This is a genomic window from Pseudomonas sp. PDM20, from assembly GCF_014852575.3.
Classification (GTDB): domain Bacteria; phylum Pseudomonadota; class Gammaproteobacteria; order Pseudomonadales; family Pseudomonadaceae; genus Pseudomonas.
In genome coordinates this window covers 159581-174859 of the sequence record NZ_CM181224.1, presented here as the reverse complement: position 1 = coordinate 174859, position 15279 = coordinate 159581, and the positions used below count along the sequence as shown (strand labels likewise).

Annotated in this window: 13 protein-coding genes and 1 pseudogene; 10 read left to right on the top strand and 4 right to left on the bottom strand. The window is 65.9% G+C overall.

The window, feature by feature from the left end; all coding sequences use genetic code 11:
• Positions 1 to 5 precede the first annotated feature (5 nt).
• A pseudogene (locus IB261_RS00830) lies at positions 6 to 1019 on the top strand (cache domain-containing protein); the annotation flags it as partial.
• Between the two features lie 177 nt (positions 1020 to 1196).
• On the top strand, positions 1197 to 1934 hold the full coding sequence (locus IB261_RS00825) for a methyl-accepting chemotaxis protein (RefSeq protein ID WP_412548196.1): 738 nt from the start codon (positions 1197 to 1199) through the stop codon (positions 1932 to 1934).
• A gap of 472 nt (positions 1935 to 2406) precedes the next feature.
• On the opposite strand, the gene IB261_RS00820 is transcribed toward IB261_RS00825, so the two are convergent.
• The 4 genes from IB261_RS00820 to IB261_RS00805 all read right to left on the bottom strand — a co-directional run bounded on the left by IB261_RS00820 (position 2407) and on the right by IB261_RS00805 (position 5341).
• A complete protein-coding gene (locus IB261_RS00820) occupies positions 2407 to 2997 on the bottom strand; it encodes an IMPACT family protein (protein WP_192383429.1) in 591 nt (196 codons plus the stop codon).
• Positions 2994 to 3662, bottom strand: a complete 669-nt coding sequence (locus IB261_RS00815; RefSeq protein ID WP_151188937.1) for a TetR/AcrR family transcriptional regulator — start codon at positions 3660 to 3662, stop codon at positions 2994 to 2996. The genes IB261_RS00820 and IB261_RS00815 overlap by 4 nt, the downstream gene beginning before the upstream one ends.
• 161 nt (positions 3663 to 3823) lie before the next feature.
• A complete protein-coding gene (locus IB261_RS00810; protein WP_139791592.1) occupies positions 3824 to 4312 on the bottom strand; it encodes a hypothetical protein in 489 nt (162 codons plus the stop codon).
• Between the two features lie 192 nt (positions 4313 to 4504).
• Positions 4505 to 5341, bottom strand: a complete 837-nt coding sequence (locus IB261_RS00805; RefSeq protein WP_151188935.1) for an outer membrane protein OmpK — start codon at positions 5339 to 5341, stop codon at positions 4505 to 4507.
• A 571-nt stretch (positions 5342 to 5912) separates the two neighbouring features.
• Between IB261_RS00805 and IB261_RS00800 the strand changes: the two genes are divergently transcribed.
• From IB261_RS00800 to IB261_RS00765, 8 genes are all read left to right on the top strand, one after another.
• A complete protein-coding gene (locus tag IB261_RS00800) occupies positions 5913 to 6710 on the top strand; it encodes an AraC family transcriptional regulator (protein ID WP_151188934.1) in 798 nt (265 codons plus the stop codon).
• Between the two features lie 290 nt (positions 6711 to 7000).
• Positions 7001 to 8308: an MFS transporter gene (locus tag IB261_RS00795; protein ID WP_081518851.1), complete on the top strand. Its 1308-nt coding sequence runs from the start codon at positions 7001 to 7003 to the stop codon at positions 8306 to 8308.
• Positions 8309 to 8553: 245 nt separating this feature from the next.
• Entirely contained in the window at positions 8554 to 9237 is a 684-nt protein-coding gene (locus IB261_RS00790) for an SDR family oxidoreductase (RefSeq protein WP_192383430.1), read from the top strand.
• 152 nt (positions 9238 to 9389) lie between these two features.
• A complete protein-coding gene (locus tag IB261_RS00785; protein ID WP_081518853.1) occupies positions 9390 to 10748 on the top strand; it encodes an 8-oxoguanine deaminase in 1359 nt (452 codons plus the stop codon).
• A 117-nt stretch (positions 10749 to 10865) separates the two neighbouring features.
• A complete protein-coding gene (locus tag IB261_RS00780) occupies positions 10866 to 12338 on the top strand; it encodes a methyl-accepting chemotaxis protein (RefSeq protein WP_427871339.1) in 1473 nt (490 codons plus the stop codon).
• 170 nt (positions 12339 to 12508) lie between these two features.
• Positions 12509 to 12874, top strand: a complete 366-nt coding sequence (locus tag IB261_RS00775; protein WP_081518855.1) for a response regulator — start codon at positions 12509 to 12511, stop codon at positions 12872 to 12874.
• A gap of 11 nt (positions 12875 to 12885) precedes the next feature.
• The gene (locus tag IB261_RS00770) at positions 12886 to 14787 is read left to right on the top strand and encodes a chemotaxis protein CheA (protein WP_192383432.1); all 1902 of its coding nucleotides are present in this window, start codon (positions 12886 to 12888) and stop codon (positions 14785 to 14787) included.
• The gene (locus tag IB261_RS00765) at positions 14774 to 15259 is read left to right on the top strand and encodes a chemotaxis protein CheW (RefSeq protein WP_138213334.1); all 486 of its coding nucleotides are present in this window, start codon (positions 14774 to 14776) and stop codon (positions 15257 to 15259) included. Before IB261_RS00770 ends, IB261_RS00765 begins: the two co-directional genes overlap by 14 nt.
• Positions 15260 to 15279: the final 20 nt, after the last annotated feature.

The following is a 15279-nucleotide window of genomic DNA, read 5'->3' as shown; positions in this document are numbered from 1 at the left end:
AGAACATGCGCCTGCGAAGTATCCAGACCCAGCTCATCCTCAGCATGGGCGCCGCCCTGCTCATCAGCCTGCTCATCGTCCTCGGCCTGTATGCCGTGCTGGTCAACCGCCTGAGCGAGCGCTACCTGCTCGAACAGGCATTGCCGGCGAGCATCCAGGCGATTGCCAACGACTTCGAGAAACGCCTCACCGGCCCCATCACCGCAGCGGCCGGCATCGCCGACAACACCCTGGTGCAGGACTGGCTGGCCGCCGGCGAAAGCCCGGAGAAACTGGCCGACTTCACCCGCTACCTGGGTGGCATCCGCGCCTCCCAGAAGGCCTTCTCTGCGCTGATCACCTCCAACGCCAGCGGCGCCTATTACAGCGACAAGGGCAAGGAGCGCACGCTCAGCCGCAGCGAGCCGAAGGACAGCTGGTACTTCCAGTTCATCGACAGCGGCAAGCCGCGCATGTGGAACATCGACACCGATGGCAGCACCGGCGAACTGGCGCTGTTCATCGATCAGCGCGTGGAGCGCGACGGCAAGCTGCTGGGCATCGCCGGGCTGGGCCTGGAGATGCGCGAGCTGTCGACGCTGATCCGCGATTTCCGCTTCGGCCGGTCAGGACGCGTGTACCTGGTGAAGAACGACGGCCAGGTGCAGATCCATCCCGATGCCTCGCTGCCCAAGGGGCGTAATCTCAGCGACCTGATCGGTGCCAGCGCCGCAAGCGCGCTGCTCGGCCAGCAGGGCTTCCACAGCGCCCGCTTCGAGCGCGACGGCGAGGACTACCTGGCCGCCAGCCTGCCGCTGCATGACCTGGGCTGGACCCTGGTGAGCGAAGTGCCGGAAGCGGAAATCTACGCCGACGCCCGCGAGGCGCTGGCCTTCTCCGGCCTCGCCGGCGCCGTGGTCGCCCTGCTCTGCCTGGCGCTGGTGGTGCTGATGGCGCGCAGCCTGGCCCGGCCGATCCGCCAGGTCACCCGCGCGTTGCTGGAGATCGGCGGTGGCGGTGGTGATCTCACCCGCCGCCTGGACGACAGCCGTGCCGATGAACTGGGCGACCTGGCCCGTGGCTTCAATCGCTTCCTCGAGGGCCAGCGCGCGCTGATCAGCGCCGTGCTCGGCACCAGCCAGCAACTGCTGCGCACCGTCGGCGAAGTGGCACAGGTGGTGGACAACACCGCCGACCGCGCCGGTCGCCAGCAGGAAATGACCGACATGGTCGCCACGGCGGTGAACGAAATGGGCAGCACCGTGCAGGAAATCGCCCGTAACGCCGAGCAGGCCGCCAGCGCCTCGCAGCAGGCGCGCGAGGAAGCCGGCGAAGCACGGCGCGTGGTCGGCGGCTCGCTGCAGGTCGGCCAGCGCATGTCCGGGGAGATCGGCGAAGCGGCCGGTGCCGTGGGCGAACTGGCCGGCCAGGTGGCAAGCATCGACCAGGTGCTGGCGGTGATCCGTGGCGTGTCCGAGCAGACTAACCTGCTCGCCCTCAATGCCGCCATCGAGGCCGCGCGCGCCGGCGAACTGGGCCGTGGCTTCGCCGTGGTGGCCGATGAGGTACGCACACTGGCCAGCCGCACCCAGGGCTCGACCGACGAGATCCTCACGATCATCCAGCGCCTGAAGGGCGGCGCGGAGGCCGCGGTCCGCTCGATGCAGTCCAGCCAGCAGACCACCGGGCAGAGCCTGGCCGCCAGCGAACAGGCCGGCGCCTCGCTGGGCGCCATCGCCGACCAGGTGGAGCGCATCAGCGACATCAACCACCAGGTCGCCACGGCCACCGAAGAGCAGTCGGCGGTGACCGAGGAGATCAACCGCAACGTGCAGGGCATCGCCGACCTCGCCCACGCCACTACCCGTGAAGTGCAGCACGGCCGAGAACAGTGCCGCGAGCTGCGCAACCTGGCCGATGACCTGGCACGGCAGATGGCGCAGTTCCGCCTTTGAACGGCTCTGGCGCCGGCCTCGTGCCGGCGCCTTTTCCCCAGAGTTACCCACAGATTTTCCAAGCGAAGCGGCAGGCTTTTCGCTATGGCTGGCGGGTGATGACGACCGATCAGCGCACGAGGTGTCTCGCCGGCGAGACACCTTGCCCACAAGTTGCCCACAGATTGTCCAGAGATTTGCCCCCAACCTCCGGGACGCTATCCGCTCAACCTGCGAAAAGCCCAAGCCCAGGCCCCACGAGCCCTGCATCAATCCGATGAATAACTCACCGAACGGTCAGAAGCGGTGATTGACGACGTTCCGGGGGAATTTCACCCACATCTTTTCCACAGCTTGTTCATATTTTGCTCAACAGGCTCCGGGGCGATTGATCAGAAAATGAGCGAAGCGCTGAAGGCTGCGGACTACGCGGGCAGGAGCAGGCCTGCCACAGGTTATCCACAGGCGGTTCCACGGTGTTTGGGGAGAAGAATCAGGTGTCCAGCAACTGCGCCTGGACGCGCCCACGGCTGAGGTCGCCCAGCAGCTTCTGCAGCGGCTCGACCTGGGTAGTCGGCAGGTTCAGCGTGATGCGCACGCCTTCGGCGCCAAAGCCTTCGTCTTCGACGCTGGCGCCGAGCGCCAGCACTCGCGCCTTGAACAGCGCGTGCTCGGCGAAGCTGCAGTCGAATGCCAGGCGGCGGCTGGGCACCAGTTCGATGCGTTCGGCGTCCTGCAGGCACTTCGCCGCGCAGCCGCCATAGGCGCGAGCCAGGCCGCCGGTGCCGAGCTTGATGCCACCGAACCAGCGACTGACCACGACCACCACGCGGTCCATGTCCTGCCCCTCGATGGCGACCAGCATGGGCCGGCCAGCGGTGCCGCCGGGCTCGCCGTCGTCGCTGAAGCGGTACTGGTTGCCCAGCTTCCAGGCCCAGCAGTTGTGCCCGGCGCTGGGGTCGCGATGGGCGGCAAGGAAGGCCTGGGCCTCTGCCTCGCTGGCGATGGGAGCGGCGACACAGTGGAAGCGGCTCTTGCGGATGTCTTCCTGGTAAACCGCGGGGCCGGCGAGGGTGAAACTCATGCCGAGGCCGGCGGCGTCAGCCCGCAACCCTTGAGGATGATGCGGATGAGGTTGTCGCTGGCATCGCTGAAGTCCTGCCTGGACAAGCGCTTGCGGCCGGTGACGAAGCCGATCTGGGTGGCGAAGTCGGCGTAGTGCTGAGTGCTGCTCCAGATCAGGAAGATCAGGTTAACCGGGTCCACGGCGTCCATCCTGCCGGCGTCGATCCAGGCCTGGAACACCGCGGCACGGCCGGCAAACCAGGTGCGGTAGTCCTGGCTGAAGTGCTCGGAGAGGCATTCGCCGCCGCTGATGATCTCCATGGCGAATACCCGCGAGGCCTGTGGGTAACGGCGGGAGAATTCCATCTTGGCGCGGATGTAGGTGGCCAGCGCGACGGCCGGGTCATCGTCCACGGTGAGGTGGTTGAAGGTGCTGTCCCACAGTTCGAGGATGTTGCTCAGCACCGCCACGTACAGCCCCAGCTTGTTGCTGAAGTAGTAGTGCAGGTTGGCCTTGGGCAGGCCGACGCGCTGGGCGATGGTGTTCATGCTGGTGCCCTTGAAGCCGTGGCGGGCGAACTCCTCCTCGGCGGCGGCGAGGATGGCTTCCTCGTTCTTCTGGCGAATGCGGCCGGCGGGCTTTTCGCCGTTGGGCGCAGTGTGGGCGGGTACCTGGAGGGTCATGCGGGATGTCCGTGCATTGAGCGGGGGCGCTGCATGGATAACCCAGGCGGGTGGCGGGATTCAAGCACGAGCTGTGAAAAAGGGCAGGAACCGGAATCGCCAGGCGACCCGGCTCCCGCCCCCGTCACGGCAGCCCCCGTGGGTGGGCCGGGGGCATGGCGTCACTTGGTGGTGCCGGTGGTGCCGGAAGTGCTGTGGTGACCGCCACCGCCACCGTGGTTGCCGATGGCGGCGCCAATCGCAACGACCGCGGCGCCGATGCCAACGGCTTCACCGACGGTCAGCTGGCCGTACAGCGGCGTGGCCAGGCCCATGCCGGAGCAGGTCGGCGGCAGCGGAACGATTGCGCCGGCGCGGTCCTTGTCATCCTGCCCGGCTCCGTTCGCGGCTTGCGCCTGGTCCTTCTGGTCCTTCGTAGCGCCGCCCCACAGCGGCGCGCAGTCGTTGGTGGCGACCACGGCCTTCTGTTCCTCTTTCGGCTCCTCTTTCACGGGTGCCGGCTGGGAACGGGTGATGACATCCTGGTAGAAGCCACCTGCGTGGGATTTGTCGTGGACTTCGGTCGGCGGAATGCTGGGGTGCCCGAGGGGCGCCGCCAGTACGGGGGTGCCCAGGCTCGCGGCGATGGCCGCGATCAACAGTTTCTTCATGGCTCACATCTCCTAGGTGAAGCAAAAGAGATGCAAAGCTAGAGGTTGGCGAGCACTCAACCAATGGGCAGCGCGCCGGATGGAGCGTAGGCAAATTCCGAAAGAATCCAGGATTTTGCAGCTGGCGAATGAAAATGCCGCAAGACATTCGAAAAGACCGACCCCGCCAGGCGGCGGGGTCGGAGGGGAACATCAGAAGTGGTACTTGACCAGCGCGCTGACGGTGTTCTGGTCGGTGGTGAAGTACTGCGAATCCTTGATGCCGTACTTGTCGGACCAGTAGTCGTACTCGATACCCACGTACAGATGCTTGGCTTCGTAGCCCAGGGACTTGCCCAGGTCGTACTTCAGCTGCGGGTTGAAGTGCAGGTTGGCGTGGTAGTCCGACTGGTTGCGGTGGCTGGAGCTGGCGTCCTTGTTGTTCACGACCCAGTCCATGAAGCCGTCGAACAGGATGTCGGAGTTGCCCACCGGGAAGGTAATGGCCCAGGCCGGGGTAATCTGCCAGGCGCCGGACGGCACGCGGTTGCCGTCGGGCTTGCGGTAGTAGAAGTTCAGCTGGAAGTAATCGAAGCCCGGCAGCGCCAGGTCGAAGCCCGGACCGACCAGGTACGACTCGACATCGCCTTCGCCGAACTCGTAGGTGGTTGCCAGCAGCACGTCCTTGACCGGACCGAAGGACAGGTCGGTGCCGGTGATCTTGCCGAACGACAGGCGCGGGCTGAACTCACCGTAGTAGGTGTTCTTGCCGTTGGTGGCGCTTTCCTTGCCGTTGTAGTTGATCTGGTCGACGAAGAACCAGATGTCGCCCCAGGTCCAGGCGCTCGCGCTCTCGAAGGTGAAGGTCTGCTGGATCGGCGGGTCTACCTTGAAGTTCTTGCCCCACAGGTAGGTCAGGCTTTCGTTGTGCCAGATCAGCGGGCCGTCATTGGAAGCCGGCGCCGGGGTCAGGTCTTCACCGCCAGCCATGGCCTGCCCGGCCGCGAGCAGCCCGCCGGCGAGCAGCAGGGATGCGAGAGTGCGAGTCATGCGTTGCTCCTAATCAGTGCAGTCGTGTTGCGTTTTTAATTGTCGGTGGAACCTGTCCGGTCGGTCAGGCCTGGCGAGGAAAAGCAAGATTGGCGCCAATCCTGACCAGATGTTCCACTTTTATGACGAACCCCTTAAGGTCCGCTCCTTTGGCAGGGAAGACGCAGGTGCACGGGACGGGCCATTTCCTGACTCACAGGACAACTTCGCCTGTTTGGAGGGCATCGGCCCCAACAGGAAGCACTGCAATGGCGATCGCCGACCAGAAGATTGGATACATGAGAACCCTGTGTTGAAACGAATCAACACAAATTGTGTATACAACTATCTTGTAGGAAATCTACACAACAGCCGTCGGAACACACCACGCGTTTTTCCGGGCGCGGATAATGCCAGACAAGGGCCTTCTCCACACCTGTCAGAGTGACTCGGGCCGCCCGGCGGTCGAGCTGTGGGATGCTTCCTTCAGGGTTCGAACGCCGCCGTTCACGTCGGCAACGGCTCTGATCCGGCTTGAGGTGGACGGGGCGGCCTGCCAGACTTCGATTCTCCAGCGATATTTTCCCAAGTTATGCCGATGAAAGGACAAGCTCCCGAACTGCAACGCCTGATCCCGGTGCTCGACCGCCTGCCGCGGCCGGTCTATGCGCGCGCCGAGCGTTTGCGCGCGGGTTCCTGGACCAGCAGGCACCATCACGCCTGGGTGCAGTTGTCCTACGCCATCACCGGAGTGCTGGGTGTACACACGGCCGAAGGCAGCTTCTTCGCGCCGCCGCAGCGGGCGATCTGGATTCCGGCCTTCCTCGACCATGAAGTGGTGACCTCGACCCAGGCGGAAATGCGCAGCCTGTACATCCGCGACGACGCCTGTAGATGGGCGCCGGACCGCTGCCGGGTGCTGGAGGTGACGCCGCTGGCGCGCGAGCTGATCAAGAGCTTCTGCGAGCTGCCGGTGGATTATCCACAGGGCGACAGCGCCGAATCACGGCTGGTGGAAGTGCTGCTGGACCAGCTGCGCGACCTGCCGGAAGTCGCCTTCTCCCTGCCGATGCCACAGGAGGCCCGGCTGCTGCAGTTGTGCCAGACACTGATCGACCACCCCACCGACAGCCACACCCTGGGCGACTGGGCGCAGCGCATCGGCACCTCGGAGAAGACCCTGTCGCGGCTGTTCCAGCGCGAAACCGGGATGACCTTCCGCCTGTGGCGCCAGCGCCAGCGCCTGCTCGCCTCCCTCGGCTCGCTCGAGGCCGGCGATAGCGTGACGGCGGCGGCGCTGGATTGCGGGTATGACTCGACCTCGGCATATATCGCGTCGTTCAAGGGGTTGTTCGGCTTCACGCCGGGGGATCTGTTCCGCCAGCGGTAGACCGTGCCGGCGGATACCGACTCCGTCCGCGATTGGCTGAATTGCGCACCGAGCCCACGCCGCGGCACCGCTTGTGCGTCGGCGGATTTCCGCTCAGTGCCCGCCCTGATAGGCGCCGCTTCGCCTGCCCCCATACTTTAAAATCAGCTGAAACCCTTGTGCCGCGCGGTTTTCGCGCCTTGGCACGCTGCCTGCTATCGCCCTCGACACTGCGCCGCCCTCGCGGCGCGCCGGCGTGACGTTTCGAGTAGTCCGCACGCCTGACGACAACAACGACAAGAGGAATACCCATGGATAGCGCAAGCGCCGTCTCCGCTTCTGCCGCACCCCGCACGACTTCCCAGCGCATCAAGTCGATCTTCAGTGGTTCGGTCGGCAACCTGGTCGAGTGGTACGACTGGTACGTCTATGCCGCCTTCTCGCTGTACTTCGCCAAGGCGTTCTTCCCCCAGGGCGACATGACCGCCCAGCTGCTGAACACCGCCGCGATCTTCGCCGTGGGCTTCCTGATGCGCCCGATCGGCGGCTGGCTGATGGGTATCTACGCCGACCGCAAGGGCCGCAAGGCGGCGCTGCTGGCCTCGGTCCTGCTGATGTGCTTCGGCTCGCTGATCATCGCCCTGACCCCCAGCTATGAAACCATCGGCGTCGGCGCCCCCATCCTGCTGGTGCTCGCGCGCCTGCTGCAGGGCCTGTCGGTCGGCGGCGAATATGGCACCTCCGCTACCTACCTGAGCGAGATGGCCAACAAGGAGCAGCGCGGCTTCTTCTCCAGCTTCCAGTACGTGACCCTGATCTCCGGCCAGCTCATCGCCCTGGCAGTGCTGATCGTGCTGCAGCAGACCCTGACCACCGAGCAGCTGGAAAGCTGGGGCTGGCGTGTGCCGTTCTTCATCGGCGCGCTGTGCGCGGTCGTCGCCATGTTCCTGCGTCGCGGCATGGAAGAGACCGAGTCCTTCACCACCAAGAAGGAAGAGCCCAAGGAAAGCCTGATGCGCTCGCTGATGCGCCATCCCAAGGAAGTCCTGACCGTGGTCGGCCTGACCATGGGCGGCACCCTGGCCTTCTACACCTACACCACCTACATGCAGAAGTACCTGGTGAACACGGTGGGGATGAGCAAGAACGACTCCACCATGATCTCGGCGGCCACCCTGTTCCTGTTCATGCTGCTGCAGCCCATCGTCGGCGCCCTGTCGGACAAGATCGGTCGTCGCCCGATCCTGATCGCCTTCGGCGTACTGGGCACCATTTTCACCTACCCGATCCTCAGCACCCTGCACACCATCGACACCTGGTGGGGCGCGTTCTTCCTGATCATGGCCGCGCTGGTCATCGTCAGCGGCTACACCTCGATCAACGCCGTGGTGAAGGCCGAGCTGTTCCCCACCGAAATCCGCGCCCTGGGCGTGGGTCTGCCGTACGCGCTGACCGTATCCATCTTCGGCGGCACCGCCGAGTACGTGGCGCTGTGGTTCAAGAGCATCGGCATGGAGAGCGGCTTCTACTGGTACGTCACCGCGTGCATCGCCTGCTCGCTGCTGGTCTACGTGACCATGAAGGACACCCAGAAGCACTCGAAGATCACCACCGACTGATTGGGCTCTTTGCCCAGGCCCCGGCGCACACTCTCCGGGGCTTTTTATCCACAAGGCCCGGCGCATGCCGGACCTTGTCGTTTCTGCTTTTCGCTTTTAGTAGGAGCGAGCTTGCTCGCGAACGCTCCTGCTCCGGATTCCGGTCGGGTTCGCGAGCAAGAACTGGGCGTCCCCCTCGGTCCTGCAAGAGCAGAGTCCGCCTGTGGGTTATCCTTCAGCGTTCCCTTCACTTGCTGGAGCCTGCCATGACCACCCCGAAATCCGCCCTGATCATCGGCGCCTCGCGCGGCCTCGGCCTGGGCCTGGTGCGCGAACTCCTGGAGCGTGGCTGGGACGTCACCGCCACCGTGCGCGATGTCGTCCATCCTGGCGAACTGGCGAACCTGCCCGTGCGGGTGGAAGCCCTGCTGCTGGACGACATCCACTCCCAGGACCGCCTCGCCGAAGCCCTGGCCGGCTCGCGCTTCGACCTCGTCTACATCAACGCCGGCATCTACGGCCCGCCGCACCAGTCGAGCATCGACGCCAGCCTCGCCGACGTCGGCCAGTTGTTCATGGTCAACGCCATCGCCCCGCTGCGCCTGGCCGAGCGCCTGCTGCCGCGACTGAATGCCGACAACGGCGTACTGGCCTTCATGACGTCCGAGCTGGGCAGCGTCGCCGGCAACGAATCCGGCGGCATGGCGCTGTACCGCGCGAGCAAGGCGGCGCTCAACTCGCTGACCCGCAGCTTCGTCGCCGAACTGGGCGAAACCGGTATCACCGTGCTCAACCTGCATCCGGGCTGGGTGCGCACCGACATGGGCGGCGAGTCCGCGCCTCTGGACGTGCAGACCAGCGTGAAGGGCCTCGCCGATCAGGTCGAAGGCCACGCCGGACGAGGCGGGCAGTTCTACCTGGACTACCAGGGAACGACGATCGACTGGTGACGGCCAGCCCCGTGGGCGTTACCATGCGCCCACGTCTGACTCTCGGGTCAACGGACCTGGATCAGCAGACAGGGTGAACACTGAGCTGGCTTCCCATGACCCCATGGAGCCGGCTCGATACGAACGGCTCCGTCCGTTTGGAGAACTCACCCATGTCTTCCCCGCGTCTCTGGCTGCGCAACCCGCTGGCCATCTTCACCGCCAATGACCTCGACGCCCGTGGCGGCATCGTCGTCCAGGACGGTCGCATCGTCGAACTGGTCGCTGCCGGCCAGCAGCCCTCGGCTCCCTGCCAACAGACCTTCGACGCCAGCCAGCACGTGCTGACGCCCGGCCTGATCAACACCCACCACCACTTCTACCAGACCCTCACCCGCGCCTGGGCGCCGGTGGTGAACCAGCCGCTGTTCCCCTGGCTGAAGACCCTCTACCCGGTGTGGGCGCGCCTGACCCCCGAGCAGCTCGGCGTGGCCACCAAGGTGGCGCTGGCCGAACTGCTGCTGTCGGGCTGCACCACCGCCGCCGACCATCACTACCTGTTCCCCGACGGCCTCGAGCAGGCCATCGACGTGCAGGCTGGCGTGGTCCAGGAACTGGGCATGCGCGCCATGCTCACCCGTGGCTCGATGAGCCTGGGCGAAGCCGACGGCGGCCTGCCGCCGCAGCAGACCGTGCAGAGCGCCGAGGACATCCTCGAAGACAGCCAGCGCCTGATCCGCGAATACCACCAGCGCGGCGAAGGCGCGCAGGTGCAGATCGCCCTGGCGCCCTGCTCGCCGTTCTCGGTCACCCCGGAAATCATGCGCGCCAGCGCCGAGCTGGCCGAGCGCGAGGACGTGCGCCTGCACACCCACCTCGCCGAAACCCTCGACGAGGAAGACTTCTGCCTGCAGCGCTTCGGCCAACGCACCGTGGACTACCTGGACAGCGTCGGCTGGCTCGGCCCGCGCACCTGGCTGGCCCACGGCATCCACTTCAACGACGAGGAAATCCGCCGCCTCGGCGAAGCCGGCACCGGGGTCTGCCATTGCCCCAGCTCGAACATGCGCCTGGCCTCGGGCATCTGCCCGACCGTGGCGCTGGAAGCCGCTGGCGCGCCGGTGGGCATCGGCGTGGACGGCTCGGCCTCCAACGACGCCTCCAACATGATCCTCGAAGCCCGCCAGGCCCTGTACATCCAGCGCCTGCGCTACGGCGCCGAGCAGATCACCCCGGAACGCGCGCTGGGCTGGGCCACCCGCGGTTCGGCCAAGCTGATCGGCCGCAGCGACATCGGCGAGCTGGCCGTGGGCAAGCAGGCGGACCTGGCGCTGTTCAAGCTCGACGAACTGCGCTTCTCCGGCAGCCATGACCCCCTCTCCGCCCTGCTGCTGTGCGGCGCCGACAAGGCCGACCGGATCATGATCGGCGGCACCTGGCGGGTCATCGACGGTGAAGTCGAAGGCCTCGACCTCAAGCGCCTGATCGCCGACCACACCCAGGCGGCGCGCAAGCTGCTCGGTACGCTCTAACCAACCTGCGTAGGAGCGGACTTCGTCCGCGATCGGCATCCGGCGCGATGCGGACCTATCGCGGACGGAGTCCGCTCCTACGCCCCCTTCCTCCCCCGCACCAAAGCGTGGCTCCGGATGCCATTCCGGCGGGCACGTTTTGCCATCGAAAAATCGCTACAACCCGCGTCACACAAGGCCTGCGCCCTACCGCCCGTCGCCCGCCAGGCAGTCATGACGAACAGTCATTCCAGCAAAAACCCGTCTAAATCAAGGCTCACTGTTGGTTGGCAGGAAAATGCCGTCAATTTGACATCACCGAGCCGCCCTCTAGTTTTAAATCGCTGGGCCGAATTCCTGCTCAAGACGTTGTCAGCAGCCGTTTGGCCCGGTTACCGGCGCCCGGCAATGGAGTGCACTTCAATGCGCGATTCACAGTTGAACCCCCAGGCGGTTCAAGAAGTCGGCCAGGACTGGCCGCGGCGCCTCATCATCCAGACCCTGCCGTGGGCGGTCGTGGCCGTGCTCTGCGCGGTCGGCGTGCCGTTCTGGTGGATGCTGACGGTGGGCTGGCTCTCCAGCCTGGTGCTGTGCAGCCTGCCGGGCGGCGCCAGCAAGGCCGCCATCGAGGCCCAGGCCACCACCCTGCAGACCGATGAGCTGCCGCACTGGCGCCCGCTGCAGGACGCCGTGGAAGGCCACCTGGCCTCGCTCAACGGCCACACCCACCAGATCGATAACCTCCTGCACCAGGCCATCCGCCAGCTCACCGACAGCTTCCACGCCCTCGCCGAGCGCATCGACACCCAGCGCGGCCTGTCCCACTCGCTGATCGAGCGCTACGACGGGCGCGGCCACCTGGACGGCGACATCGACTTCCAGCGCTTCATCCACGCCACCCAGGAAACCCTCGGGCTGTTCGTCGAAGCCACCCTGGAGACCAGCCGCACCTCGCAGCAACTGGTAGAGCGCATGGACCGCGTGACCCACAAGATCGCCGAGATCCTGCAGTCCACCCAGGACATGGACGCCATCGCCAAGCAGACCAACCTGCTGGCCCTCAATGCCGCCATCGAGGCCGCCCGCGCCGGCGAGAGCGGCCGTGGATTCGCCGTGGTGGCCGACGAGGTGCGCGCGCTGTCGACGCGCTCCACGCACTTCTCCCAGGCCATCCGTGAGCACGTCGACGTGGTCTACCGCGAGATCAAGGACGCCGAAGGCGCGATCAGCCAGCTGGCTGACAAGGACATGACTTTCGCCCTGGATTCGCGGCAAAAGATCCAGCACATGCTCGACGACCTCGACGCGATGAACCAGCACACCGTGAAGGTGGTGCAGGAGCTGGACCGCATCTCCCTGGAAGTGGGCGACGGCGTCAACGCCGCGGTCACCGCCCTGCAGTTCCAGGACATGAGCAGCCAGCTGCTCGGCCAGATCGGCAAGCACAGCGCCCGCCTTGGCGCCCTCGCCGTCGGCCTGGGCGCGCTGGATGGCCGCCAGCCCAGCGAATGGAGCGAACGCCTGCGCGGCGAAACTGCCGAACTCGCCCGCCCCCTGAGCAACCCGGTCGCCCAGACCAGCCTTAGCGCTGGCGAGGTGGAACTGTTCTGAACTGAAGGCAAGGCAGGAGCCCCGACATGCTGCAGTCCGTCTTCGAATACTTGGCGAATCTCGCTCTGATCGGCTGAGCCCACCACACCATTTCCACGCGCCGGGATGGCGCGAGCACCTGTGCGCCTGGCGACAGGCAAACGCATTGCAACCCGAGGAGAAGCAACGCAATGGGAAAGCAGATTCTGATCGTCGATGACTCGGCCTCCATCCGGCAGATGCTGAGCTTCACGCTCAAGTCCGCCGGCTACGAGGTGGACGAGGCCGTGGACGGCAAGGACGGCCTGGGCAAGGCCCAGCGCAAGACCTACAACCTGGTCTTCACCGACCAGAACATGCCGAACATGGACGGCCTGACGCTGATCCGCAGCCTGCGCGAGATGGCCGGCTACCGCGGCACGCCGATCCTGATGCTGACCACCGAGTCCAGCGACGCCATGAAGCAGCAGGGCAAGAGCGCCGGCGCCACCGGCTGGCTGGTCAAGCCGTTCGACCCGCCGAAGCTGCTGGAAGTCACCCGCAAGGTCCTGCCCTAGGGGTATCACCGATGGCCACTGGAATGGAGCAGTTCCTCCAGGTGTTCTTCGAGGAAACCGACGAACACCTGGCGACCCTCGAACTCCTGCTGATCGGGCTCGACCTCGATCAGCCGGACGCCGAGACGCTCAATGGCATTTTCCGCGCAGCCCACTCGATCAAGGGCTCCAGCGGCATGTTCGGTTTCGACGACCTGACCGCCGTGACCCACGAGCTGGAAACCCTGCTCGACCGCATCCGCTGCGGGCAGACCGCCCTGCACGTGGACATGATCGGCGTGTTCCTCGAAGCCCGCGACGTGCTGCAGCGCCTGCTCGATGCGCACCGCAGCCAGGTGCCCGATCCGGACGTGCCAGTAACCTCCACCGTGGAGCGCCTGCGCGCCTGGCTCGCGGAGCCGGTCGCAGCAGCGGTCGACGACGACCTGTTCGAAAGCGCCCCGGCAGCGGCTGAAACCAGCGCCAGCGATGACGACGCCTTTGGCTTCTTCGACGACGCGCCCGGTACTCCCGACGCCAGCGAAACCAGCACCAGCGGCGACGACGACTTCGGCTTCTTCGACGACGCCCCCGGCGCGCCGGACGTCAAACCCGTCGAGCCCTACGGCATCTTCGACAAGGCACCCGGCGCCCCCACGGCCGCCGCACTGGTTACAGCGCCAAGCGAGCAACCCAAGCCCGCACCCGCCGCCGTCGCCAAGCCGACCGCCCGCGCCGACAGCGAATCCAGTTCCATCCGCGTCAGCGTCGAAAAGATCGACAGCCTGATCAACCTGGTGGGCGAGCTGGTGATCACCCAGGCCATGCTCAGCCAGCTCAGCGAGGATCTCGACCCCACCCACTTCGAGCGTCTGCAGCAGGCCCTGGCACAGCTGGAACACAACACCCGCGACCTGCAGGAATCGGTGATGTCGATCCGCATGCTGCCGATCAGCTTCATCTTCAGCCGCTTCCCGCGCCTGGTGCACGACACCTCGGCGCGGCTGGGCAAGCAGGTCGAACTGATCCTCCAGGGCGAGCACACCGAGCTGGACAAGAGCGTCATCGAAAAGCTCAGCGACCCGCTCACCCACATCGTCCGCAACAGCATCGACCACGGCATCGAGACGCCCGCCGAACGCCTGGCCGCCGGCAAGCCGGCCCAGGGCTCGGTGAAGCTCGCCGCCAGCCACCAGGGCGGCAGCGTGGTGGTGGAAATCTCCGATGACGGCCGTGGCCTGTCCCGCGAGCGCATCCTCGCCAAGGCCCGCGAAAAGGGCTTGGCCGTGCACGATGGGATGACCGACGCGGACGTCTGGCAACTGATCTTCATGCCCGGCTTCTCCACCGCCGAAGCGGTCACCGAGCTGTCCGGCCGGGGCGTGGGCATGGACGTGGTGCGGCGCAACATCCAGGCCATGGGCGGGCGGATCGACATCGATTCCGCACCCGGCATGGGCACGCGCATGAGCATCCGCCTGCCACTGACCCTGGCCATCCTCGACGGCCTGATCGTCGCCGTGGAGAAGGTCAACTACGTGGTGCCGCTGACCTACATCGTCGAGTCGCTGCAGGCCCGCGCCGACGACGTGCGTGGCCTGGCCGGCGAGGAATCGACGGTGATCCGCGTGCGCGGCGAATACCTGCCGCTGTTCTCCCTCAACCAGCTGCTGCGCATCGGCGCCGCGCCCGTGCCGCCGGAGCAGGGGATCGTGGTGATCCTCGAATCCGAGGGCAAGAGCTTCGCCCTGCAGGTGGACGAACTGGTCGGCCAGCAGCAGGTGGTGATCAAGAGCCTGGAACAGAACTTCCGCCGGATCGACGGGATCGCCGGCGCCACCATCATGGGCGACGGCAGCGTCGCCCTGATCCTCGATGTCGATGCCCTGCCGCGTCTGGCAGCACAAGGAGAATCCACCCATGAGCGCAGCTGAAGCCCACGCGGCGAGCAGCCCGGTGCAGGAGTACCTGACCTTCACCCTGGGCCGCGAGGAATACGCCATCGACATCCTGCGCGTGCAGGAGATCCGTGGTTACGACCAGGTCACGGCGATCGCCAACGCCCCCGCCTTCATCAAGGGCGTGATCAACCTGCGCGGGGCCATCGTTCCCATCGTCGACCTGCGCATCAAGTTCAACCTGGCCGACATCAGCTACGACCAGTTCACCGTGGTGATCATCCTCAACGTCGGCCGGCGCATCGTCGGCGCGGTGGTGGACTCGGTCTCCGACGTGATTGCCCTGGCCGGCGAGGAGATCAAGCCGCGCCCCGAATTCGCCGCCAGCTTCGACACCGAGTACCTGCTGGGCCTGGCCACCGCCGGTGAGCGGATGCTCATCCTGGTGGACATCGAAAAACTCATGACCAGCCGTGAAATGGCGCTGGTCGACGAAACCGCCGCCTGATCGCGACCGAGGATAATCAA

Bases quoted from the DNA above. Each gene is read 5' to 3' on its own strand.
- IB261_RS00825 (WP_412548196.1), top strand. From the start codon at position 1,197: ATGACCGACATGGTCGCCACGGCGGTGAACGAAATGGGCAGCACCGTG.
- IB261_RS00820 (WP_192383429.1), bottom strand. From the start codon at position 2,997: ATGAGTTTCACCCTCGCCGGCCCCGCGGTTTACCAGGAAGACATCCGC.
- IB261_RS00815 (WP_151188937.1), bottom strand. From the start codon at position 3,662: ATGACCCTCCAGGTACCCGCCCACACTGCGCCCAACGGCGAAAAGCCC.
- IB261_RS00810 (WP_139791592.1), bottom strand. From the start codon at position 4,312: ATGAAGAAACTGTTGATCGCGGCCATCGCCGCGAGCCTGGGCACCCCC.
- IB261_RS00805 (WP_151188935.1), bottom strand. From the start codon at position 5,341: ATGACTCGCACTCTCGCATCCCTGCTGCTCGCCGGCGGGCTGCTCGCG.
- IB261_RS00800 (WP_151188934.1), top strand. From the start codon at position 5,913: ATGCCGATGAAAGGACAAGCTCCCGAACTGCAACGCCTGATCCCGGTG.
- IB261_RS00795 (WP_081518851.1), top strand. From the start codon at position 7,001: ATGGATAGCGCAAGCGCCGTCTCCGCTTCTGCCGCACCCCGCACGACT.
- IB261_RS00790 (WP_192383430.1), top strand. From the start codon at position 8,554: ATGACCACCCCGAAATCCGCCCTGATCATCGGCGCCTCGCGCGGCCTC.
- IB261_RS00785 (WP_081518853.1), top strand. From the start codon at position 9,390: ATGTCTTCCCCGCGTCTCTGGCTGCGCAACCCGCTGGCCATCTTCACC.
- IB261_RS00780 (WP_427871339.1), top strand. From the start codon at position 10,866: ATGCCATTCCGGCGGGCACGTTTTGCCATCGAAAAATCGCTACAACCC.
- IB261_RS00775 (WP_081518855.1), top strand. From the start codon at position 12,509: ATGGGAAAGCAGATTCTGATCGTCGATGACTCGGCCTCCATCCGGCAG.
- IB261_RS00770 (WP_192383432.1), top strand. From the start codon at position 12,886: ATGGCCACTGGAATGGAGCAGTTCCTCCAGGTGTTCTTCGAGGAAACC.
- IB261_RS00765 (WP_138213334.1), top strand. From the start codon at position 14,774: ATGAGCGCAGCTGAAGCCCACGCGGCGAGCAGCCCGGTGCAGGAGTAC.